At 30.0% G+C, this 23087-nt stretch carries 21 protein-coding genes; 11 read left to right on the forward strand and 10 right to left on the reverse strand.

Annotated features, from left to right (window positions below; translation table 11 throughout):
* Positions 1-76: 76 nt before the first annotated feature.
* On the reverse strand, positions 77-703 hold the full coding sequence (locus ABNT65_RS16810) for a 4'-phosphopantetheinyl transferase family protein (RefSeq protein WP_348705453.1): 627 nt from the start codon (positions 701-703) through the stop codon (positions 77-79).
* A 62-nt stretch (positions 704-765) separates the two neighbouring features.
* Here ABNT65_RS16810 and ahcY point away from each other — a divergent pair, with 62 nt between their 5' ends.
* From ahcY to ABNT65_RS16825, 3 genes are all read left to right on the forward strand, one after another.
* The gene (gene ahcY, locus ABNT65_RS16815) at positions 766-2082 is read left to right on the forward strand and encodes an adenosylhomocysteinase (RefSeq protein ID WP_348746397.1); all 1317 of its coding nucleotides are present in this window, start codon (positions 766-768) and stop codon (positions 2080-2082) included.
* A 312-nt stretch (positions 2083-2394) separates the two neighbouring features.
* Entirely contained in the window at positions 2395-3129 is a 735-nt protein-coding gene (locus ABNT65_RS16820; RefSeq protein ID WP_348705456.1) for a LytTR family DNA-binding domain-containing protein, read from the forward strand.
* Positions 3130-3135: 6 nt separating this feature from the next.
* Positions 3136-5049, forward strand: coding sequence for a tetratricopeptide repeat protein (locus ABNT65_RS16825; protein ID WP_348746398.1), 1914 nt, complete (start codon positions 3136-3138; stop codon positions 5047-5049).
* On the opposite strand, the gene dinB is transcribed toward ABNT65_RS16825, so the two are convergent.
* Together dinB and rseP are read right to left on the reverse strand one after the other, a co-directional pair.
* A complete protein-coding gene (gene dinB, locus ABNT65_RS16830) occupies positions 5046-6128 on the reverse strand; it encodes a DNA polymerase IV (RefSeq protein WP_348705460.1) in 1083 nt (360 codons plus the stop codon). The genes ABNT65_RS16825 and dinB overlap by 4 nt on opposite strands.
* A gap of 76 nt (positions 6129-6204) precedes the next feature.
* Positions 6205-7551 (reverse strand): RIP metalloprotease RseP, encoded by a 1347-nt coding sequence (gene rseP, locus ABNT65_RS16835; protein ID WP_348705462.1) that lies wholly within the window; start codon positions 7549-7551, stop codon positions 6205-6207.
* 163 nt (positions 7552-7714) lie between these two features.
* Between rseP and ABNT65_RS16840 the strand changes: the two genes are divergently transcribed.
* Positions 7715-8395 carry an SCO family protein gene (locus ABNT65_RS16840; RefSeq protein WP_348705464.1) on the forward strand — a complete coding sequence of 227 codons (681 nt, stop codon included), beginning with the start codon at positions 7715-7717 and terminating at the stop codon, positions 8393-8395.
* 13 nt (positions 8396-8408) lie between these two features.
* Here ABNT65_RS16840 and ABNT65_RS16845 read toward each other — a convergent pair whose 3' ends face one another.
* Positions 8409-8750: an SdpI family protein gene (locus tag ABNT65_RS16845; protein ID WP_348705466.1), complete on the reverse strand. Its 342-nt coding sequence runs from the start codon at positions 8748-8750 to the stop codon at positions 8409-8411.
* Between the two features lie 4 nt (positions 8751-8754).
* Positions 8755-10080, reverse strand: coding sequence for a serine hydrolase (locus ABNT65_RS16850; protein ID WP_348746399.1), 1326 nt, complete (start codon positions 10078-10080; stop codon positions 8755-8757).
* Positions 10081-10176: 96 nt separating this feature from the next.
* Between ABNT65_RS16850 and ABNT65_RS16855 the strand changes: the two genes are divergently transcribed.
* On the forward strand, positions 10177-11388 hold the full coding sequence (locus tag ABNT65_RS16855; protein WP_348746400.1) for a cysteine desulfurase: 1212 nt from the start codon (positions 10177-10179) through the stop codon (positions 11386-11388).
* A 93-nt stretch (positions 11389-11481) separates the two neighbouring features.
* On the opposite strand, the gene ABNT65_RS16860 is transcribed toward ABNT65_RS16855, so the two are convergent.
* Together ABNT65_RS16860 and fbp are read right to left on the reverse strand one after the other, a co-directional pair.
* Complete coding sequence (locus ABNT65_RS16860; protein ID WP_348705471.1) at positions 11482-11910, reverse strand: hypothetical protein; 429 nt, start codon at positions 11908-11910, stop codon at positions 11482-11484.
* A gap of 83 nt (positions 11911-11993) precedes the next feature.
* On the reverse strand, positions 11994-13028 hold the full coding sequence (gene fbp, locus ABNT65_RS16865; protein ID WP_348705472.1) for a class 1 fructose-bisphosphatase: 1035 nt from the start codon (positions 13026-13028) through the stop codon (positions 11994-11996).
* 161 nt (positions 13029-13189) lie between these two features.
* Here fbp and ABNT65_RS16870 point away from each other — a divergent pair, with 161 nt between their 5' ends.
* From ABNT65_RS16870 to ABNT65_RS16880, 3 genes are read left to right on the forward strand one after another with little or no spacing between them, the layout of a single operon-like run.
* Positions 13190-13672, forward strand: a complete 483-nt coding sequence (locus tag ABNT65_RS16870) for a GNAT family N-acetyltransferase (protein WP_348705474.1) — start codon at positions 13190-13192, stop codon at positions 13670-13672.
* Between the two features lie 4 nt (positions 13673-13676).
* A complete protein-coding gene (locus ABNT65_RS16875; protein WP_348738592.1) occupies positions 13677-14942 on the forward strand; it encodes an aspartate kinase in 1266 nt (421 codons plus the stop codon).
* Positions 14943-14983: 41 nt separating this feature from the next.
* Entirely contained in the window at positions 14984-16792 is a 1809-nt protein-coding gene (locus ABNT65_RS16880) for a lysophospholipid acyltransferase family protein (RefSeq protein ID WP_348705477.1), read from the forward strand.
* Positions 16793-16846: 54 nt separating this feature from the next.
* On the opposite strand, the gene ABNT65_RS16885 is transcribed toward ABNT65_RS16880, so the two are convergent.
* The gene (locus tag ABNT65_RS16885) at positions 16847-17344 is read right to left on the reverse strand and encodes a heavy-metal-associated domain-containing protein (RefSeq protein WP_348705478.1); all 498 of its coding nucleotides are present in this window, start codon (positions 17342-17344) and stop codon (positions 16847-16849) included.
* A gap of 94 nt (positions 17345-17438) precedes the next feature.
* Between ABNT65_RS16885 and ABNT65_RS16890 the strand changes: the two genes are divergently transcribed.
* Positions 17439-18314: a DMT family transporter gene (locus ABNT65_RS16890; RefSeq protein WP_348705480.1), complete on the forward strand. Its 876-nt coding sequence runs from the start codon at positions 17439-17441 to the stop codon at positions 18312-18314.
* Positions 18315-18360: 46 nt separating this feature from the next.
* On the opposite strand, the gene ABNT65_RS16895 is transcribed toward ABNT65_RS16890, so the two are convergent.
* Complete coding sequence (locus ABNT65_RS16895; protein WP_348738591.1) at positions 18361-20418, reverse strand: pitrilysin family protein; 2058 nt, start codon at positions 20416-20418, stop codon at positions 18361-18363.
* 19 nt (positions 20419-20437) lie between these two features.
* Positions 20438-21754, reverse strand: coding sequence for a pitrilysin family protein (locus ABNT65_RS16900; RefSeq protein ID WP_348738590.1), 1317 nt, complete (start codon positions 21752-21754; stop codon positions 20438-20440).
* Between the two features lie 218 nt (positions 21755-21972).
* On the opposite strand from ABNT65_RS16900, the gene rplU reads away from it, so the two are divergent.
* Positions 21973-22590: a 50S ribosomal protein L21 gene (gene rplU / locus ABNT65_RS16905; RefSeq protein WP_348705486.1), complete on the forward strand. Its 618-nt coding sequence runs from the start codon at positions 21973-21975 to the stop codon at positions 22588-22590.
* A 34-nt stretch (positions 22591-22624) separates the two neighbouring features.
* Positions 22625-22885 carry a 50S ribosomal protein L27 gene (gene rpmA, locus ABNT65_RS16910; protein ID WP_348705487.1) on the forward strand — a complete coding sequence of 87 codons (261 nt, stop codon included), beginning with the start codon at positions 22625-22627 and terminating at the stop codon, positions 22883-22885.
* Positions 22886-23087: the final 202 nt, after the last annotated feature.

Here is a 23087-nt window from a genome sequence, read left to right on the forward strand (position 1 = left end):
TGGTTACTTTAACAAAACCTATACCAAAAAACTATAGGTATTCAATTTATAGGTGAGCTTTTAATTTTAATAAGTGTTAATACGCATACACACATGTAAACCCATCAAACTCTAAAAAGTTAATACTGTAATCAGAAGAATCTCCTTTGTAGTTTATTTTTCCAGTAGTTTTTCCATCAGCAAAAGCAAAATCTTCAATATAAATATGGTCTCTAAAAAGTAGTTTTTTCTTTCCGTATATCTTATACAAACTCTCTTTAGCTCCCCAAACAATTGTTAATTTACTAACTAAAGCGTTATGATTAGCAATAGTTCTATATTCTTCAATTGGTGTAAATTTCCTAGCAATTTTTACAATTTTATCACGCTGCTTTTCAATATCAATTCCTACAGGATAGTCATCTGAAATAATAATACCTGAAAAATTGAAAGAATGTGTAATAGATATAAATTTTCCGTCTTTTAAATGAGGTTTCCCAAACTCATCATAAATTAAATCATTATCAGAATATCCAACCTCTTTTAATAAATGGCGTACACTTAAAAAACCTCTTTGATGCAATTCAGATTTCATCCCATTTACACGGTTTAAACTACTTTCAGTTAGTTGAATTCCTTCTGATAAATCAGAGAAAGATTCCTCAATCTTCCAAATCAAGGCTTTAGTAGTATCTGTAACTGTTGCTGTTTTATATAGAGGCATAAATTAAAAAGTTATTCCGTAACTTTGTAGCTCGGAAAATTCGATAATAAATATACAAAAATATGAGCACAAATGCTACAACATATGTACCGCACAAAGTTAAAGATATTTCTTTAGCGGATTGGGGTAGAAAAGAAATTGAATTAGCTGAGGCTGAAATGCCTGGTTTAATGAGTTTGCGTGAAGAGTATAAAGATGAGCAACCTTTAAAAGGAGCTAGAATTGCTGGTTGTTTACACATGACTATTCAAACTGCTGTTTTAATTGAAACTTTACAAGCTTTAGGTGCAGAAGTTACTTGGAGTTCATGTAATATTTTTTCTACGCAAGATCAGGCTGCTGCTGCTATTGCTGCTGCTGGTACTGCTGTATACGCTTGGAAAGGAATGAACGAAGAAGAGTTTGATTGGTGTATTGAGCAAACCTTATTTTTTGGTGAAGAGAAAAAGCCTTTAAACATGATTTTAGATGATGGTGGAGATTTAACAAACATGGTATTAGATAAATATCCTCATTTAGTAGATGGAATTAAAGGATTGTCTGAAGAAACTACAACAGGAGTACACCGTTTATATGAGCGTATGAAAAATGGTACATTACCAATGCCAGCTATCAATGTAAACGATTCTGTAACTAAGTCTAAGTTTGATAACAAATATGGTTGTAAAGAATCTGCGGTAGATGCTATTCGTAGAGCAACTGATGTAATGCTAGCAGGAAAACGTGTAGTTGTTTGTGGATATGGAGATGTAGGTAAAGGTACCGCAGCTTCTTTCCGTGGGGCAGGAAGTATTGTTACTGTTACTGAAATTGATCCAATTTGTGCGTTGCAAGCAGCTATGGATGGTTTTGAAGTAAAGAAACTAGAAACAGTTGTTGGTAAGGCTGATATTGTAATTACTACTACAGGGAACAAAGACATTGTACGTGGTGAGCACTTTGAAGCAATGAAAGACAAAACGATAGTTTGTAATATTGGACATTTTGATAATGAGATTGACATGGCTTGGATGAATGGAAATCATGGAGATTCTAAAGTTGAAATCAAACCTCAAGTAGATAAGTATACAGTTAAAGGAAATGATATTATAGTTTTAGCAGAAGGACGTTTAGTAAACTTAGGTTGTGCTACTGGACACCCAAGTTTTGTAATGTCTAACTCGTTTACCAACCAAACATTAGCTCAAATTGAATTGTGGAAAAATTCAGAAGCTTATAAAAATGAAGTGTATATGTTGCCAAAACATTTAGATGAAAAAGTAGCAAAATTACATTTAGCTAAAATTGGAGTTGAGTTAACTGAGTTGCGCCAAGACCAAGCAGAATATATTGGTGTTACTATTGAAGGACCATACAAACCTGAGCACTACAGATACTAGAAAATAAATAATTTCTATAAAATCAAAAAGACTGTCTTTAATAAGACAGTCTTTTTCAGTTTAATTATCATTATTGATTAATCCCCCAATTATCAAAATGATTCCCCTTGTATATTACACCACAAATATGGGACTAAAATATAATTTAATAAAAGCTTAATGTATATTCTGCTTTTTAACATGTATAATTGGTAATTTTAATGTTATAACAGGTTTTTTTTGTCTTGTTTTTTTAGTATCTTACTGTGTTGCCCATTTTAATTTTAAGATTTTATGGGTTACATTTGATACAAATAGAAAGGTAAAGGTATTATGTTAAAAGCTGTAATTGTAGATGATGAACCTAAGGCAATACAAGGGCTTACTTGGGAGTTGTCAAACTTCAGTAATGATATAGAGGTGATAACCACCTTTAATGAAGCGGATGAAGCCATTAATTATTTAAACTCAAACACAATAGATTGTTTGTTTTTAGATATTGAAATGCCTACAATGGACGGTTTTCAATTGCTGAAAAAGTTAGAAAAAAAAGATTTTGCAATTGTAATTACTACTGCTTATAATGAGTATGCTATTAAAGCTTTAAAAAATCAAGCTATTGATTATTTGCTAAAACCTATTGACTCTGATGACTTAGAAGAAACGTTAAATAGAATTAAAAGTTATCATTCAAAAACAAGCAGTGTTAGTAAGTTTGATCAAATTTTATCTAGTTTTAACCAAAAGTTTAACAGACGCAAAATAACTATTAGTACAGATGGAAAGCTTATTTTTCTAGAACAATCTGAAATTTTATTTGTTGAGTCAGATGGGAACTATTGTTCTATTCATACAACTAACAATAAAAAAATTGTAATAACTAAAAAATTAAAAGAAGTTAATACCTTACTTCCTGAAGATCATTTTTTCAGAATCCATAATTCTTACATTATTAATTTAAATAAGATAAAAGAATTTTTAAAGTCTGATGGATATGTTATACTGGAAAACAATCATAAAATTCCGGTTTCTAGACAAAAAAAATCCGATTTTTTAGACAAATTTTAAACTTTAATGAAACGCCTCCTCTTAAACCTACTACTACTTTCTACTATTATTGTTTCTGCTCAAAGTGTTAAAAATGATAGTATTATTAACGCCTTTTTTAAAGAAAATTTAACGGGCTATTTTAAAGTGCAACATTTCTTTAATAAATACAGGTTTGATAAAACACAAATAGACCTTCTTTTGAAAAAGTCTACTAAAAATAAAAATAGATTAGGGCAATTGTATGCCTATAATATGTTAGGAAGGTATTATAGAAATAATACGAATTATGAAAAAGCTTTGGAGTATTATACAATGGCACTTGACCTTTCTAGAAAAGAAAAGGCCTTGCATGCTGAGATTGTTACGTTAAATCAAATTGGAGTTATATACAGGAGAAAAGATCAAATTAGGAGTGCGTTAAATTTCCACCAATTTGCATTAGAATTAGCTAATAAGATAGATGCTCCTTCAAAAGATATTCAAATTAGTAAAAGTGTTTCTGAAAATAGTATTGGTAATATTTACTTAAAACTTAAACAATACAAATTAGCTCTTGAAAAATTTCATAGAGCTATTGTTATACAAAGAGAGTTAGATGACAAAAGAGGTTTGGCTATAAATCATCAAAATATTGGTTTTGCATATCAAAATTTAGGAAAATTAGATAGTGCTTTAACTAATTATAATAAATCATTAGAATACAATTTAGAAAGTGATTCAAAAATTGGTAAAGTCATATGTCATAATAGTATTAGTAATGTATTAATTCTTCAGGGAAACTACCAAAAGGCCTTTAAGTATATTAATGAAGTAAAACAGTTGTCTGAACAAATAGGAAACAAGTTTTATACTTCTAGAGTATATAATACCTTAGGGTATTCTCAATTTAAATTAGGGAATTTAAAAGAAGCTAAAACATACATAAAAAAATCTTTAAATATTTCTTTAAAACATGGTATTCCTACAAATACCAATAAATCTTACGATTACTTATCTGAAATTTATAAACAGAAAAAAGATTACAAAAAAGCCTATGAATATTATAAAAAAGCTATTGATGGTAATCATAAAACATTCAATGATAGAAATATTATGTATGTAAATAACCTTATTAATAAGTATGATAATGAGGTTAAAAATAATCAAATAAAAAACTTAGCGAAAGAAAATGAAATAACAAAACTAAAGCTCACCAGAAATAGAAATATTTTAATCATAGCCTTAGTTTCTATAGCATTGTTTGGCGTATTGTTGTATGCTATTTATGGACAGCGATTGCTTAATAACGATAAAAAAATATTAATGTTAGAGCAAGAAGCATTGCAAAGTCAAATGAATCCTCATTTTGTATTCAATGCACTAAACTCTATTAAGCTTTACATTATAAATAATGAACAAAAAAATGCGGTTTATTATTTAAATAAATTTTCAAAATTAATTAGAAGTATTTTAGAATCATCAAAAACAAAAGAAGTGCCTTTAAGTGATGAGCTAAAAACAATGAACTTATATATGAGTATTGAAAATATCCGGTTTTCAAATGAAATAGCTTATACAGAAAGTATTGATGAATCGATAAATTTGGAAAAGGTAAAGGTTCCACCATTAATATTACAGCCCTTTTTAGAAAATGCAATTTGGCATGGATTGTCTTCTAAAAAAGGAAGTAAAAAAGTAGATTTATCTGTCAAGAAGTCTACTGATGAGTTTATTCAAATTGAAATAATAGATAATGGTATTGGTAGGGCAGAGGCAATGAAAATAAAAAAGAGTAAATCATTAAAAAGAAAATCTATAGGTATTGAGTTAACCAAACAAAGATTGCAGAATTTTACAGATGGATATAAAAACAATTATTCGTTAATATATATCGATTTAGTTGATGAAAATAGAAAGCCGTCAGGAACCAAGGTTTCTTTAAAAATACCACTTGTTTAAAAGTCAAAAGATAATTGTACCCAAACAGGTGTCTTCTTTTCAGTATTTAAATTGCTGAAAGAAATTCCTAGTAACCTTACAGATTCTAATAAAGTATCTTGGTATAACAACTCTTTAATAATAGGCATAAAATCTTGTTTTAGGTAAATATATTCTGTTACTGTTTTGCTTCTTGTTTGCTGTGTAAAATTACTATACTTGATTTTTAAAGTTAATGTTTTTCCTTTGGTATTAGATTTACTCATTCTACGTTCTAATTCTTCAGCAATTTGCTCCAAACGTTCTAACATATAAATTTCAGAAGATAAGTTTTCTTTAAAAGTTCTTTCAGCAGCAATAGACTTTCGAATCCTGTTGGGTTTTACACTGCTAGTATGAATTCCTCTAACTATATTATAATAATGTAATCCAGATTTACCGAAGAGTTTAATTAATTCCTCTAATGTTTTTTTCTTTAAATCAATTCCTGTGAAGATACCTTGATTGTGCATTTTGGCTGCGGTAACTTTTCCTACTCCATAAAATTTATTGACAGGCAAGTTTTCTAAAAAAGAGATTACCTCGTTAGGTTTTATTGTTTTTTGTCCGTTTGGTTTATTAATATCTGAAGCTACTTTGGCTATAAATTTATTAATAGATATTCCAGCTGAAGCTCTTAATTCTAGTTCTTCCCATATTTTTTGTCGGATTTCTTGGGCGATTAAACTAGCAGAAGGGTTTCCCATTTTATTTTCGGTAACATCTAAGTAAGCTTCATCTAAAGAAAGCGGTTCTACTAAGTCTGTATACTCATAGAAAATAGTTCTAATTTTTGAAGAAATCTCTTTGTATCTATCAAATCTAGGTCGTACAAAAATCAACTGAGGACACTTTTGTTTGGCTAACACGCCACTCATTGCTGACCGAACTCCAAATTTTCTTGCTTCATAACTTGCGGCAGAAACCACGCCTCTTTTTCCGCCACCTCCTACTGCTACTGGTTTACCTCTTAATTCAGGATTGTCCAGTTGTTCTACAGAAGCATAAAATGCATCCATATCTACATGAATAATCTTTCTAAAAGGAGGTTGTAAATCCATCCTTTAAAAATATAAAAAAGCCTTAAAAGAAATAGACTCTTTTAAGGCTTAAATATTTTATTGAAAATTTTCTTTACTACTTAAATAACCTGAATATATCATTACCATTAGCAAAAATTAGTAAGGCTAATAATAAAACAAATCCAGCCACCTGTGCATACTCTAAAAATTTATCACTTGGTTTTTTACCAGTAATCATTTCCCATAAAGTGAACACTACATGTCCACCATCTAAAGCTGGTATAGGCAATAGATTCATAAAACCTAACATGATTGATAAAAATGCCGTGATTCCCCAAAAGCTTTGTGCACTCCACTCAGAAGGGAAGATACTACCTATTGAAATAAAACCACCTAAGCCTTTGTATGCTCCTGTACTTGGATTTACAATTTTTTTCATTTGTTTTATATAGTTTGTTAAGGTAGTCCATGATTTGTTTAAGCCTGCAGGAATAGCTTCAGTAAAAGAATAAGACTTACTTGCTAATTTGTAATAGCCTAATTTTTCTAAATCAGGCAAAGATAAACCAGCTAGAGCAACACCAATTTTACCTTCTTTAGTAACCTTTACAGGTATATCTACATTGTTATTATTTCTTCTTACAGTAAGGTTAATTTCTTGCCCTTTATGTTTTTGTAATTCACTTTTTGCTTGGTCAAAATATTTGATAGAACTATTTCCAATACCTACTACTATATCTTTTGGTTGTAATCCACTATTTATATTGGGAGAATCTTTAGAAACCTCAGCAATTACAAAAGGGTGTCTAAGTGATATAAAGTTTCCAGCATCTTTACCTCTATCTACTAATTTTGATATAAAATCCGTTGGAATCTCTTTTTGTACAGTTTGTCCGTTTCGTTCAATAGTATATTTTTCTCCATTAATGAAACCTAATGGAAGCGCATCAAACTTATTAACCTTTTCACCATCTATACTTACAATTTTGTCACCAGTTTGTAAACCTAAATCTTTAGCTAATTGGTCTTGCACCCAAACACCATCTTTTACACTATCATTAGGTAAAAATTTCTCTCCATAAGCCCACATTAAACAGATGTAGATTAAAATACCTAAAACAAAATTAACAAATACACCACCTAGCATAATAATAAGGCGTTGCCAAGCAGGTTTAGAACGAAATTCCCATGGTTTAGGTTCTTCTTTCATTTGTTCAGTGTCCATACTTTCGTCAATCATACCCGCTATTTTAACATATCCTCCTAAAGGTATCCAACCAATTCCATATACAGTTTCACCTATTTTCTTTTTGAATAACGAAAACTTATAATCAAAGAATAAATAGAACTTTTCTACTTTGGTTTTAAATAACTTAGCAGGGATGAAATGCCCTAGCTCGTGTAACACAATTAAGAGAGATAAACTTAAAATAAATTGTGATGCTTTTATAAATATTTCCATAAATGGTAGTTGCTTCTAAAATTTAAAATCTGACAAATGTACGTTTTTAAAAAGAGTTCTAAAAGTTTGTGTTGTTATTGATAGCTTGTTTTAACAAAGTTTTTACTATAGAGATTTACAAAGGTTGTTTTAAGTCGTATTTTTGCTTGAAACTTTAGTTAAGATGGATATAGAATTCTTTAAAAAATCAAAGAACACTTTACTTTTTTTTATCATTTTTTCGGCTATATGCTTACCAGTATTTTATTTCTTGGTAAAAGTTGACCCTAAATTACCTATTTATAATCCATCTGATATTAATCCAAAACTGGTAGATTTTTCTATAAGAAATCTAACAAAAAATCACAGAATAGCTAATTTTTCTCTAGTAAACCAAAATGGGAAAATAGTTACAGAAAAAGATTACCAAGGGAAAATTTATGTAGCAGATTTCTTTTTTGCTACTTGTCAAGGGATTTGTATTCCTATGGCTCATAATATGAGTAAATTACAAGAACATTTTAAAAATGATAATGACATAATGTTTTTATCACATTCTGTAACGCCAAAAATGGATAGTGTATCTGTATTAAGAGAATATGCAACAAGAAAAGGAATTATTGATAGTAAGTGGAATGTTACTACTGGAGATAAAAAGCATATTTATGAGTTGGCTAGGAAAAGTTATTTTGCCGTTTTAGATGAAGGTGATGGTGGTGATCAAGATTTTATTCATACCGAGAACTTTATTTTAATTGATAAAGAACGTCGTATAAGAGGAATTTATGATGGCACTAAGCTTGAAAATATACAAAAAATTATTACTGATATTTCTTTGTTAAAAGAGGAGTATAAAAGTAAATAAAAACTAGTATTTACTATTTAGAGTTCCCTTCTTCATCAAAATTTTTATTTATTTCTTGTTCAGTTTTAATTACAGATACAGCCAATGCTAATAACATAATAGCCATAGGTTGCCAGCTTATTTCTTTAGAAATAAACACAAAAATTAACGCAGCTATAAAGGATAATCCAGCATAAATTAAAAACTGTTTGCTAAAATAATTGTTGGCAAATTGCCAAATGCTTTCATTTTTAATGGTTTTGTTGGTTCTGTATCCGTAAAATCCATTTATTTTTTTAGGAGGAAAAAAATAAAAAACAATACTAAACAAGAATAGTAATCCATTAATAGATAATACGTAATAATACGGATTCATGATGTTAATTTTTTATAGACGAAATAATTCGCTTCAAAAATACATTAATATCTGCATTTTTAGTCAATCCCATTCTTACAATTACTAATTCTTGGTCTGGTAATATAAAAACGTTTTGCCCTTGATACCCATTAAAAGAATACATGTTCCTAGGTACATCTGGATATCTACCGCCATCATTTAACCATATTTGCGCACCATACCAACCTTTAGAAGTGGGGGTAGGTGTTGTTGCATACTTCACCCAATCTTTATCAAATAAATTTTCTCCATTCCAATTTCCGTTGTTTAGGTATAATAAACCAAGTTTAGCCCAATCTCTAGGTGTAGCCCAAGCGTATGAAGAACCTACATAATTTCCACTCATATCAGCTTCAACAACCATAGAACTCATGCCTATTTTATCAATCAAACTGCTATACCAAAAATCAAGATATTCTTGATGTGTAGGGAACTGTTTACGTAATATGCCTGATAATACATTAGTAGTTCCTGAAGAGTAATTCCAAGTTTCGTTAGGTTTTCCTATTAAAGGTTTATTAATCTGTGTTTTTGTAACATCTTTGTCTAAAAATAACATTCTTGTTGCATCAGATATTGAATTATAATCTTCTTCCCACTCTAAACCAGAATTCATTTGTAGTAAATTATGAATGGTAATATTTTTTCTTTCATCATTTTGCCATTCTTCAATAGGAGCTTTTGTCATTACATCTATTTTACCTTGACATTGTAAAATTCCAAATAAAGTAGAGGTAATACTTTTGGTCATAGACCAGCCTAAAAGCTTTGAGTTTTTATCAAACCCAGAGTCATATTTTTCAGAAACTATTTTGTTTTTATACACAACAACAACAGCTCTTGTTTTGTTTGTTTCATTAAAGATAGATTTAACAGCATTGTGTAATTTTCTATAATTAATATTATTGAAAACAGTATCTTTTGGTATGCCACTACCGTATGGAAAAGGGGTGATATTGTCTGGTTTTACTCTTTTTGGTCTTAGATAGTTTTCTGTAGGATCAAAATCATCAGAAACCAATACGCAACCTAAGCCTTCTCTATAAACCGCTTTTCTTTTTAAAAGACCAAAAGCAGAACCTATAGCTGTTTGTTCTTTTTTATTTATAAAGTCATCAGTTAAATTAATTGGCGAAAAATTATTATCGGTACTGTCTGTAAATGCTAAAGTTCTACCAGCAACATATACAGATGAAGCAGTGTTTTTAGCTGAATATCCTGCTAGGATGTTAAGTTTTGGGTAATTATAAAAAAAGGCTATAACAAGTAAAACTAAAATAGCAAATAAAAACTTTTTTAATAATTTCATGGTCAACGTTTTTTACGGCTAATATATATATTTTAATTATATAGAACTCATTTTTTACTAATCAAGTATTACCTTTGTTGAAAATTTAATATTTATATGTTTAGTATTGATAAAATTAGAGCTGATTTTCCTATTCTTAAAAGAGAAGTTCATGGTAAACCTCTAGTGTATTTTGATAACGGAGCAACTTCACAAACACCTCAGGTAGTTATTGATGCTATTGTAGATTATTATACAGGTTATAATGCAAATATTCATAGAGGAGTACATACTTTAAGTCAAGAAGCTACGGATAAATATGAAGAAGCAAGGGTAAAAATTCAACATCATTTTAATGCTAAACATTCCTATGAGGTTCTTTTTACATCAGGGACTACTCATAGTATAAACATAGTAGCGTCTGGATTTGCTTCAATATTGAAAAAAGATGATGAAATTATAGTTTCTGCTTTAGAGCATCATTCTAATATTGTGCCTTGGCAAATGTTATGTGAAAAAACAGGTGCCATTTTAAAAGTAATTCCAATGGATGAGGATGGTTCTTTGCGTATGGATGTGTTTCAAGAATTATTGAATGCAAAAACAAAACTTGTTTTTTGTAACCATGTATCTAATGCTTTAGGGACTATTAATCCTATTAAAGAAATTATTCATGCAGCGCATAAATTTGGAGCATATGTATTAATTGACGGAGCACAGGCTTGTCCGCATATTAAGCCAGATGTTCAAGAATTAGATGTAGATTTCTATGTTGCTTCTGCACATAAAATGTGCGGGCCAACTGGAGTGGGTGTTTTATATGGTAAAGAAGAATTATTACAGCAATTACCGCCTTATCAAGGTGGAGGAGAAATGATTGAAACGGTTACATTTGAAAAAACTACCTATGCTGGATTACCTCATAAGTTTGAAGCAGGAACACCAAATATTTGTGGCGGTATTGCCTTTGGAGTAGCTATTGACTATATGAATGCTATTGGGTTTGATGAAATAGCTAAGCAGGAAAATGATTTGTTAGCCTACGGAACAGAACAACTTGAAAAAATTGATGGTTTAAGAATTTATGGAACTACAAATAAAACGTCTGTTATTTCATTTAATATAGAAGGTATTCATCCTTATGATATAGGATCTATTTTAGACAAGTTAGGAATTGCAGTTCGAACAGGGCATCACTGTGCACAACCAATTATGGACTTTTATTGTATTCCTGGAACTGTTAGGGCTTCTTTTTCTTTTTATAATACTAAGGAAGAAATAGATGCTTTAGTTAAGGCTGTTAAAAAAGCTAAAATGATGTTAAGTTAAAAATCTATAACGAATCATTTTTTAGAAAATAGTAAATCCAGTGAGTTTTAAACACTGGATTTTTTATTAACTTAGATTTTAAATGCTATTATTTTACTCTGGTTTACCTAAACTACAAACTTCTTTTAGTAAGCTTTTTAATTCTTTAGGAGGGTTGTCTGCATCAAAAGTAGCAGACTTGTATGTTTTACCATTGGTATTGATAGTTATTGTAGCATGTAAAGACTTGTCTGATGCTCTATTGTTGGTAGGTGCTTTTAAATTATGAATTTCTTTAAGGTTAAGTTTATTTAAAAGATTTACTATTTTCTTTTGATTATAGTTTGAAATCTTAAACTCATTATCTTTTTCATTGTTTTTAAACTGAACTTTATTGGGGTGTACTTTTACCATTATAGAGGTTCCTCTAGTGGATGCTCTATAAATAATTTCATCAAAACCAGTAATGTTTTTGTCTTGCGAAAAAATAGATTGAGTACCTAAGAATAGAATAACAATAATAATCTTTAATAGATATTTCATTTTTAAATGTTTTAGCTTACTAATTTAAAAATAAAATATCTATTAATAATTTTATACTAGAATCTATATTGTTTTATAGTAATTTAATAAATAGGTTTTTCATCAGAAGAAAACTCGGTCATAAAACTCTCCGCTTTTTCAACTAATTGTTTACTTCCACAATAAAAAGGAACTCTTTGATGTAACTCAGTTGGTTGAATGTTTAAAATACGAGTAAAACCATCTGAAGCTTTACCACCAGCTTGTTCACAGATAAAAGCCATAGGGTTACATTCGTATAATAAACGGAGTTTTCCTTTAGGAGCAATAGCCGTAGCAGGATAAATATAAACGCCTCCTTTTATCATATTTCTATGGAAGTCAGAAACTAAAGATCCTATATATCTTGCAGTATAAGGTCTGTTGTCTTCTTTGTTTAATTCTTTACAATGAATTAAAAAACGTTTCATTCCTTCTTGGAAATGTGTGAAATAACCTTCACTTACAGAGTATATTTTTCCTATTTCAGGAAATTGCATATTAGGGTGTGATAAGTAGAAAGTTCCAATAGCAGGATTTAAGGTAAATCCATTTACACCATTTCCTGTTGTAAATACTAACATGGTTGAAGTTCCATAGGCAACATAACCTGCAGCAACTTGCTCACTTCCTTTTTGTAAAAAATCCTCTTTTGTAACTGGTGTGCCAATAGGAGAAATTCTTCTGTAAATAGAAAAAATAGTACCCACAGAAACATTAACATCAATATTTGAAGAACCGTCTAAAGGATCCATCAATAAAACATATTTATTTTCATTGGTTTTATTTCTACCTTCAACTATAACAAAATCATCTTCCTCTTCACTAGCAATTCCACAAACAATTTCACGATTAATAAGTGTTTGTTTAAATAAATCGTTAGCTAAAACATCTAGTTTCTGTTGTGCTTCTCCCTGAACATTTATATCTCCAGCTGCACCAGTGATATCTACTAACCCCGCTTTTCTAATTTCATGATTCACCACCTTAGCAGCTAGTCGTATAGAGTTGATTAAGCGAGATAATTCACCTGAAGAATATTTGAAGTCTTTTTGATTCTCAATAATAAACTCACCAAGAGTCGTGTGCTTGTTATTCATGTTAGATCTTTGTGTTTGGTACAAAGATGCCAACTTTTTTACGTTTCTACAACGATTTCGTATTTTAAAATTTTCAACAAATAAAAATGATGTGTTTTAATTTTTTGCTTTATTTTAAGGCATAGGTATTCAAAGTATATTTACAACAAATTTATTTGTACATGGGTTTTATTATTAGACAAGGAGAAGCAAGAGATGCTCAACAAATTTTAGATTTAATTATTGAATTGGCAGTTTTTGAAAAGTTGCCTAATGAAGTGGATTTAACAGTAGAAGATTTGTTAAGAGATGGTTTTTCGTCTAATCCTAAGTTTAAGACGTTTGTAGCAGAAGAAGATGATAAAGAAATTATAGGAATGACATTGTTTTATGAACGCTATTCAACATGGAAAGGAAAAGCTATCCATTTAGAAGATTTAATGGTAACACAATCTAAAAGAGGTATAGGGGCAGGAAAAGCTTTATATGCGGCAGTTTTAAAGTATGCTCATGATAATGGTTATAAAAGAGTAGCTTGGGAGGTTTTAGATTGGAATGAGGGAGCCATTAAGTTTTATGAAAGTACTGGTGCTAAAATTTTAGATGGTTGGCAAGTGGTACAAATGAGAGAAGAAAAATTACGTGAATTTATTGAGAATATTTAAAAGAATGAGAATATTTAAGTTTGGTGGAGCTTCAGTAAAAGATCCAGAAGGAGTTAAAAATGTTGCTCGTGTTTTAAAACATGAAGGAACAGAAAATACATTAGTAGTTATTTCCGCAATGGGTAAAATGACTAATGCTTTTGAAAAATTGGTAGATGCCTATTTTTATAAAAAGGAAGACATAAATAATGCTTTATTATTTATACAGAACTTTCACCATGATATGCTGGCAGGACTGTTTTCGGATGAAAAAGCTAATGCTTATGCTAAAGTAGATCACTTGTTTGGAGAGCTTAGCGGTTTTATGATTCGTAATAAATCAGTTAATTACAATTATATTTACGATCAAATTGTTGGATATGGAGAGTTGTTGTCTACTACTATTGTTAGTGAATATCTAAAAACTATTGATGTAGATAATGAATGGTTGGATGTAAGAGGTTTTATACGTACAGATACTAATTACAGAGATGCAAAAGTGGATTGGGATTTTACAGAAAAAACAATTCAGGATAATATTGATGTAGCAAAATTAAACATAACGCAAGGTTTTTTAGGACGAAACAATAATGAAACAACTACTCTAGGTAGAGAAGGTTCTGATTATACGGCAGGTATTTTTGCTTATTGTTTAAATGCTGAGAGTGTAACTATATGGAAAGATGTAGAAGGTGTTTTAAATGCTGATCCAAGAGTATTCTCTGAAACTGAACTATTACAAGAAATATCATATGCAGAGGCTATAGAGATGGCTTTTTATGGGGCTTCTGTAATACACCCAAAAACAATTCAACCTTTAGAAAAGAAAAATATTCCATTATATGTCCGTTCTTTCGATGATTTAAATAAAAAAGGAACTAAAATTAGTAAAGGGGTATTGTTAAAGCCATTAACTTCTTGTTACATTGTTAAGAAAGATCAAATTTTAATATCAGTATCTGCTAAGGACTTTTCTTTTATGGTGGAAGATAATATTAGCCATGTTTTTAAAAGACTTCATGATTTTAAATTAAAAGTTAATCTAATTCAAAACTCAGCTTTAAGTTTTTCAGTATGTGTAGAAGATAAGTTTGGGAATTTTGATGCGCTGTATGAAGAACTTCAGGAGACATATTTGATAACTTCTTATAAAGATGTTACCCTATTTACAATAAGGCATTTTACGGATGAGGCTATTGCTTCTATTAGAAAAAGAGGACAAGCAATTATTAGACAAATTAATACAGAAACAGCACAGTTAGTCATACAAGAAAAAGTGAAAAGCTCATAAATTTACGCTATATTTGCAGTTATGTCTAACTGCTTTCTAATATGGGATTAGTAACACCTAAAGAAATAGCAAAAGCAATTAGTGCCGATAAATTTGGAGTGTTTGGAACGATATCGGGCTGGTTGTTAATGAAGATTTTGCGTATTTCTAAAGCCAATGAGGTTTATAATAAACACAAGCATAAAAAAGATTTACCATTTTTAAATGGATTGTTAGAAGAGTTTCAAATTGAATTTGAAATTCCAGAGGAAGATTTAAAACGTATTCCTAAAGATGGAGCCTTTATAACAATTTCAAATCATCCGTTAGGTGGGATTGATGGGATATTATTACTTAAGTTATTGGTTGAAAAAAGACCTGATTATAAAATAATAGCTAATTTTTTATTACATAGAATAGAGCCGTTGAAGCCTTATGTAATGCCTGTTAATCCTTTTGAGGGGCATAAAGATGCTAAATCAAGTGTAGCAGGTATAAAAAATGCATTATTACACCTCAGAGAAGGTAAACCATTAGGTATATTTCCAGCTGGAGAAGTATCTACATACAGAGATGGAAAGTTAATGGTAGATAAAGAATGGGAACAAGGTGCAGTTCGTTTGATAAAAAAAGCTAAAGTGCCTGTAATTCCAATATACTTCCATGCAAAGAATAGTAAGCTTTTTTATTTTTTATCTAAAATAAGCGATACATTACGTACAGCAAAATTACCTTCGGAATTATTATCTCAAAAAAATAGAGTTATAAAAGTTAGAATAGGGAAGCCTATTTCTGTAAAAGATCAAGACGCCTATTCTGAAATTACCGATTTTTATCAATTTTTACGTAAAAAAACTTATATGTTGGCAAATCCATTTGAGAAGACACCTCAAAAGATTCTGTCTACACAAAATTTAAAAATCCCTAAAAAAGTAAAAAAAATAGCCTCTCAAAAAGCTCCAGACTTATTTGTCAAGGAAGTAGATAAATTAAGAGATGATGGAAAGAGGTTGTTAATGAGTAAAAATTATGAGGTGTTTTTTGCAAATGCAAGGGAAATTCCAAATATTTTACATGAAATCGGTAGGCTTAGAGAAGTTACTTTTAGAGAAGTAGGAGAGGGAACTAATAAACCTATTGATTTAGATAAGTTTGATAGGTATTATTACCATCTATTTTTATGGGACAATGATGAAAAAGAATTAGTTGGTGCTTATAGAATGGGATTGGGGAAAGATATTTTCAAAAAGTATGGAATTAACGGTTTTTATATTCAAACTTTGTTTAGAATAGAACCAGAATTGCATACAATGATGCAAAGCACTATTGAATTGGGTAGGGCTTTTATATCTAAAAAATATCAACAAAAGCCTATGCCATTGTTTTTATTATGGAAAGGAATTGTTCATGTAACATTACGTTATCCAAAATATAAATATTTAATGGGAGGCGTAAGTATTAGTAATCAGTTTTCAGAGTTTTCAAAGTCTTTAATGATTGAATTTATGAAGTCTCATTATTATGATCCTTACGTAGCACAATATATACATCCGAAAAAAGAGTTTAAAGTAAAACTTAAAGATGCTGACAAAGATTTTGTATTTGATGCAACCGAAGCAGATATGCAAAAGTTTGATAAGATTATAGATGAGTTAGAACCAGGAGCATTAAGAATTCCAGTTTTAATTAAGAAGTATGTTAAACAAAATGCAAGATTAGTAGCTTTTAATGTAGATCCAAAGTTTAATAATGCTATAGATGGTTTAATGTATATTAAAGTGGCAGATATACCTGATAGTACAGTAAAACCAGTAATGGAAGAGTTTCAGGCTGAGCTAGAAAAAAGGGCTACAGAAATATTAAATAAATAGATATAAAATATATAAAACTCCAAATTCATTTTTGGAGTTTTATATATTTTATATCTAGGCTGTTTTATCACAACATGTTTTTTTACAATCAGAAGCACAAGCAGTTTTAGTTTTTTCTTCTGTTTTTGCTTTACAGCATTCTTTTTCACAATCACCTTTGCATCCTTTGGTTTCTTTGTTTTCAGTTTTATTACAACAAGCCATTTCGCAATTAGCTTTACATTTCTTTAAGTTTCCTTCTTTTTTTGAGCTTATCTCAGAAGCTTTATACATGTTTCCAGCAATCCCTTCTACAAATGCAATTAAATCTGCTTTGTTAGTTTTGTTAGCATCATATTTTATATTAGCTATACTATCATTAAAAATAACTTTAGCATCAATTACTCCTTCTTTTTTAGATAAATCAGAGGCAATTTTTTTAGCACATCCTATTTCACAAGTCATTCCTGAAATACTTAATGAAATTTCTTTAGCATCTTCCTTTTGGCTTTTACAACTAATTGCTAAAAAGCTAATTAAAGTAAAAATTAATGTTATTTTTTTAATACTCATTATTTTGTGTTATTGGGTTATATCGCAAATTTATCAATAAAATAAGTTTTCTAACTATTAATATCCGATTTTTGCATTTAAATTCAACAAGAAAATGAATAATCATCAGCAAAAATGGATGTACTTAATTGTTTTATCTCTTATTTGGGGTAGCTCTTTTATTTTAATGAAGAAGGCATTAGTTGGATTAACCCCAATACAATTAGGAGCGTTTAGAGTAATTATAACAGCTATTTTTCTTTTTTTTATTGGGTTTAAAAAGTTAAAGCAAATAAAAAGGGATCAATGGAAATGGGTTTTGATAAGTGCGTTATTAGGAACTTTTTTTCCTTCATTTTTATATGCTTATGCTATTTCAGGTATTGATAGTTCAATAGCGTCAATTCTTAATTCAATAACCCCTTTTAATGCTTTATGGGTAGGAGCAATATTTTTTGGTATAGTTTTTAAGAGAAGTCAAATAGTTGGAATTTTAATAGGGCTTTTAGGTACTGTTATTTTAATATTGAAAGGAGCTGATTTAAACCCACATCAAAATTATTGGTATGCATTGTTGCCAATAGCATCTTCTTTAGGTTATGCATTTAATGTAAATATTATAAAAAAATATTTACAGGATCTAGAAGCTTTAGCAATTACTACAGGTAATTTTGTCTTGATTGTAATACCAGCATTGTTAGTGCTTATTTTTTCTGGATTTTTTACCTCTTTCGAGCTAACTGAAAAAACAGAACTGTCTTTGGTTTATATCTTTATTTTAGCCATTGTAGGAACAGGGTTAGCTAAAATTATGTTTAATAAATTAATTCAAATTTCATCACCTATATTTTCTACATCTGTAACTTATTTAATACCTATTGTAGCTGTTATTTGGGGAGTTGTTGACGGGGAAAAATTAAGTTTAATTCAGTTGTTTGCTGCGTTAGTTATTTTATTTGGCGTGTATTTAGTGAACAAACAAAACTCTTAAATAAAAAAGCCAAGTAAATTACTTGACTTTTTTATTTAAGAGTTATTTATTGAAAGTCTGCATCTGAAACACCTTCGTTTATTTTAATTTCTTTGACGGTAAATTCCATTTCCATTGGTCCCATTTTTTGAGACATTTTATGAGGAAATTTAATTCCATTTACATCTTTATATTCAGAGTAAGTAATTGGAACTTTCATATCACCTTGAGGTCCTTTCATTGTTTTAACTTCTTTAACTTTTAAACCAGTTTTTACATCATAAAATACTTCATTCTCTCCAGATTTTATAACATATGCATTTTTACCATTTATAGGCTCAATTCTATCTAAGGTGCCTTTTCTGTATTGTTCATCAGAAAAAGGAGAAGTTGCACTTTTCATTTCTGAAAGCTCTTTGCCTTCAAGAGGTGTTTTTTGCCCTCGAGCTTCTTGATACCCTTTAGAGCCATCAAAAATAGTTTTTTGCATTACATTACCCATAACAGAAACAACAGTTGATTGTTTGTTAGGAAAAGAAGATTTTTGGCTTAAACTAACTGCCATACCTTGTATAGTTGCATTAGACTTTATAGCAAGAGATTTAACAGATAAAACTTTAGATTTCCCACCAATAACTTTATAATAATTATCAATTACTGTGTTAGAATTAACTCCTGAAGGAATAGGTAAACTCATAGCTGGTTTAGAAGACGGGTTTCCATATTTATCAAAATATTTGATATTATAATCAACTGTTTTTTCTAAGTTTTTTAAAACATCAATTCCTTTCCCTGTAATTATAATTCTAGCTTTATTTCCTTTGAAATATTTAAGAGCCGCATTTTGAACATCTTCTAAAGTTACCGAATTTATGTTTTCTAAATACTTTTCATAAAAATTTTCAGGAAGGTTATATCTAGCTATATTTAATGCAAAACGAGCAGCTGTTGAAGGCTTTTGAACATTTCTTACAAAGCTACCAATATATTCAGCTTTAGAATTTTTAAGTTCTTCAGCAGTTACTTTTTGATATCTAATTTTATTAATCTCTTTTTGGATCTCTACTACAGCACTATCAGTAACTATATTTCTTACTGCTGCACCTGCTCTAAATTTACCAACACCTTTTAATTTGTTTTGAGAAATACTTGAGTATGAGCCATAAGTATATCCTTTATCTTCTCGAAGATTCATAAATAAACGAGCAGTACCTCCACCTCCTAAAATATTGTTAGCTAATAAAGCTGCGTAATAATCATCATCACCAAGCGTTAAGTCTAAAGAGTTAACTACAGCTATTTCAGATTGAACTGCATTAGGCATGTCTATAAAATTTATTTCTGTAGTATCAACATTTGTAGGAGTAGTTAATGCCTTAGACGGGATAATACCCTTAGACCAATTATTAAAAAGGGTTTTAACTAAATTTTTGGTTTTGCTAGGTGTAATATCACCTACAATAACTAAATACGCATTATTAGGTCTGAAATACGTGTTGTAATGTTTTTTTACATCTTCTAAAGTAATATTTTTAATGCTTTCTTTGGTTTCAAATTCTCCATAGGGATGGTTTTTACCATAAACAAGAGCATCTTCTACTCTTCCAGCTATAGCTTTTACGTTTTTTTCATTGGCTTTAATTCCTTCTAAAGTCCTTTCAACAGATTTATCAAATTCTTCTTTAGTGAATTTTGGATCTTTAACTCCATCAGCCATTAACTTAAGAACTTCAGGGAAATACTTGGTTAAAGATCTAGCAGAAGCACCATTACTTCTGTAAGAAACAGTAGCGCCTAAATAATCGATACGTTCGTTAAAGTCATCTTTAGAAATTTTAGAGGTTCCATTACCCATTAAGCTTCCCATTAAGTTAGAAACTCCAGTTTTATTCCCTTCAGTAATTGGTGTATTGTCAATAGTTAAAGAAGCAGAAACGCGAGGAAGTTTATGGTTTTCAACCATTATAACCTTTAGCCCATTTGGTAAGCTGAATTTTTCAGGCTTTCCTAATTTTATTTTTGGAGCTGGCCCTGGTTTAGGTTGTATACTTCTATCTAGTTGTTGAGCATTTACAGCAAAAGACATTGTAACAACTGCTAATGCTGATAATATTATTTTTTTCATAATATGTCTTATTACTGTGTTATTTTTTTGATTCTGGTAAATATTCCATTACCAGTCTTTGGTTTTTATTTAAATATTTATTAGCTATTTTTTTTATTTCTTCCCTAGTTATAGATCTGTAAATTTCGATCTCGCTATTTATTAGGTTGGTATCTCCATATAAGACATTATATCTAGCTAAAGAGTTGGCAATACCTTCCACACTTGAATTTGAGTTCACAAAATCATTTTCAAATTTGTTCTGTAATTTTTGGAAGTCTTTCTCGCTAATTAAATTATTTTGAAGCTTAATAATCTCTTCGTCAATTTCTTTTGTTAAACTATTTAATGTGTTTTTCCCTAAAGGAAGTGCATAAATTATGTAAGTACCATAATCTTCTTGGCTTAAATTAAAAGCACCTGCTTGTAAAGACATTTTTTTAGTATCTACTAACTTTTTGTATAAGACCGAGCTTTTTCCACTGCTTAAATATGTTGAAATCATATCCAAAACTCTTGCATCTCTCGTTTTCATAGAAGGAGTTCTATAGGCTTGTACAATAGCTGGTATTTGAATGTTAGGATCATAGGCTTTGGCATAAAACTCCTTAGTAATTGGATCTTCTTTAGGAAAATTTCTACGAATATCTTTTCCTTTAGGAATTGATCCAAAATAAGCCTCAATCAATTTTTTTGTTTGAGAGATATTGATATCTCCAGCAACAACAAGTGTAGCGTTATTTGGAACATAGAATTTTTTATTGAAAGCTAAAAACTCATCTAAAGTTGCCGCATCAAGGTGTTCCATTTTACCAATAGTTGTCCCTTTGTATGGGTGTTTTTTAAACATGTTTTTCTTAACATTTTCTAAAAAACGAGAATAGGGTTGGTTATCAACTCGAAGTCGCTTTTCTTCTTTTACAACTTCATTTTGTGTATCTACACCTTCCTGTTTAATAATAGGATGCAATAACCTTTCTGACTCCATCCAAAGTCCTAACTCTAGATTGTTTGAGGGGAATACCTCATAATAATATGTTCTGTCATCTGTAGTGTTTGCATTGTTAGTTCCTCCATTAGAAGAAACTATTTTAAACCATTCTCCTTTTTTAATATTTTTTGTTCCTTCAAATAATAAATGCTCAAAAAAATGAGCCATTCCTGTACGGTTGGGCTGTTCATCTTTAGCGCCTACATGATACATTACTGACGTTGTAACTACAGGAGCAGTATTGTCTTGATGTAAAATAACATGCATTCCATTCTTTAAATTGTACTCTTCGAACTCAACTTTTTGTGCATTTGCTGTAATGGCAAGTAGTAAAGTTGTAGAAAGAGTTATCAAGCTTTTCTTCATTGCGTACTATTTAGTTAATATATGTTGTATACGACGGGTAATGTTTAAATTTGTTACAATTCAAATATGAAAATAATTAAGAATATCTAAAGTGTTTGTTTTTAGAGGGTATATTTCTGTTTTTAAGGTTGTTTAGTAAAATAAAATACTTATCTTTGCTGCCGCTCAATTCATGTTGAATGGATTGAAGTTAAATGTATAAACGCAAAATAATAAGTATGTACGCAATCGTAGAGATAGCAGGGCAGCAATTTAAAGTAGCAAAAGACCAAAAAGTATACGTTCATCGTTTACAAGAGGCAGAAGGATCAAAAGTAACTTTTGATAAAGTAATGCTAATTGAAGATAAAGGAAACGTTACTATTGGCGCCCCAGCTATAGAAGGTGCAGGTGTAACTGCAACAGTTTTAGGTCACTTAAAAGGTGATAAGGTAATCGTCTTCAAAAAGAAAAGAAGAAAAGGTTACAAAAAGAAAAATGGACACAGACAATATTTAACTGAAATTCAAATTGAAGGTATTTCTGCGTCTGGAACCAAAGCAGCTCCAAAAAAAGAAGCTAAAAAGGCAGCGCCAAAGGCTTCAAAAAAAGGAGATGATTTAAAGAAAATCGAAGGAATTGGTCCTAAGATCGCTGAAACATTAACTGCTGCTGGGATTTCAACTTTTGCTGAGTTAGCAAAAACTGAGCCAGCTAAAATTTCTGAAATTATTGCAGGAGTTCGTGGTAATCATGTTACAGATACTTGGCCTACTCAAGCTGGTTTAGCTGCAGATGGTAAGTGGGACGAATTAAAAGTATTACAAGATAAGTTAGACGGGGGCGTTGAAAAATAAACCTGTAAGTTTAATCTAAAAAAACTCAATTAAGATGGCTCATAAGAAAGGTGTCGGAAGTTCGAAGAACGGTCGTGAATCGGAATCGAAACGTTTAGGAGTAAAAATATTTGGAGGACAAGCTGCTATTGCAGGTAATATTATTGTTCGTCAAAGAGGAACTCAACACAATCCAGGTGAAAATGTATATATGGGAAAAGACCATACTTTACATGCAAAAGTAGATGGAGTTGTGAAATTTCAAAAGAAAAGAGATAATAAATCTTATGTTTCTATAGTTCCATTTGAAGCTTAGGAAACACTATTAATATCTTATATAAAAAGAGCTGTAATTTTTAAAATTACAGCTCTTTTTTATTGTTATTGATTGATGAATAATAAGATGCTTGTTTTTTATTATTACATAATTTATAAGCTGTAAAAGGCATAAAACAAATAGTGTATATGGGATAGGTTGAATTTAGTTTGTTTTGGTACTGTATTAGTCTTTTATGGTT

Origin of the sequence: Tenacibaculum sp. 190524A02b (genome assembly GCF_964036645.1) — a bacterium.
In the GTDB taxonomy this organism is placed as follows: domain Bacteria; phylum Bacteroidota; class Bacteroidia; order Flavobacteriales; family Flavobacteriaceae; genus Polaribacter; species Polaribacter vairaonense.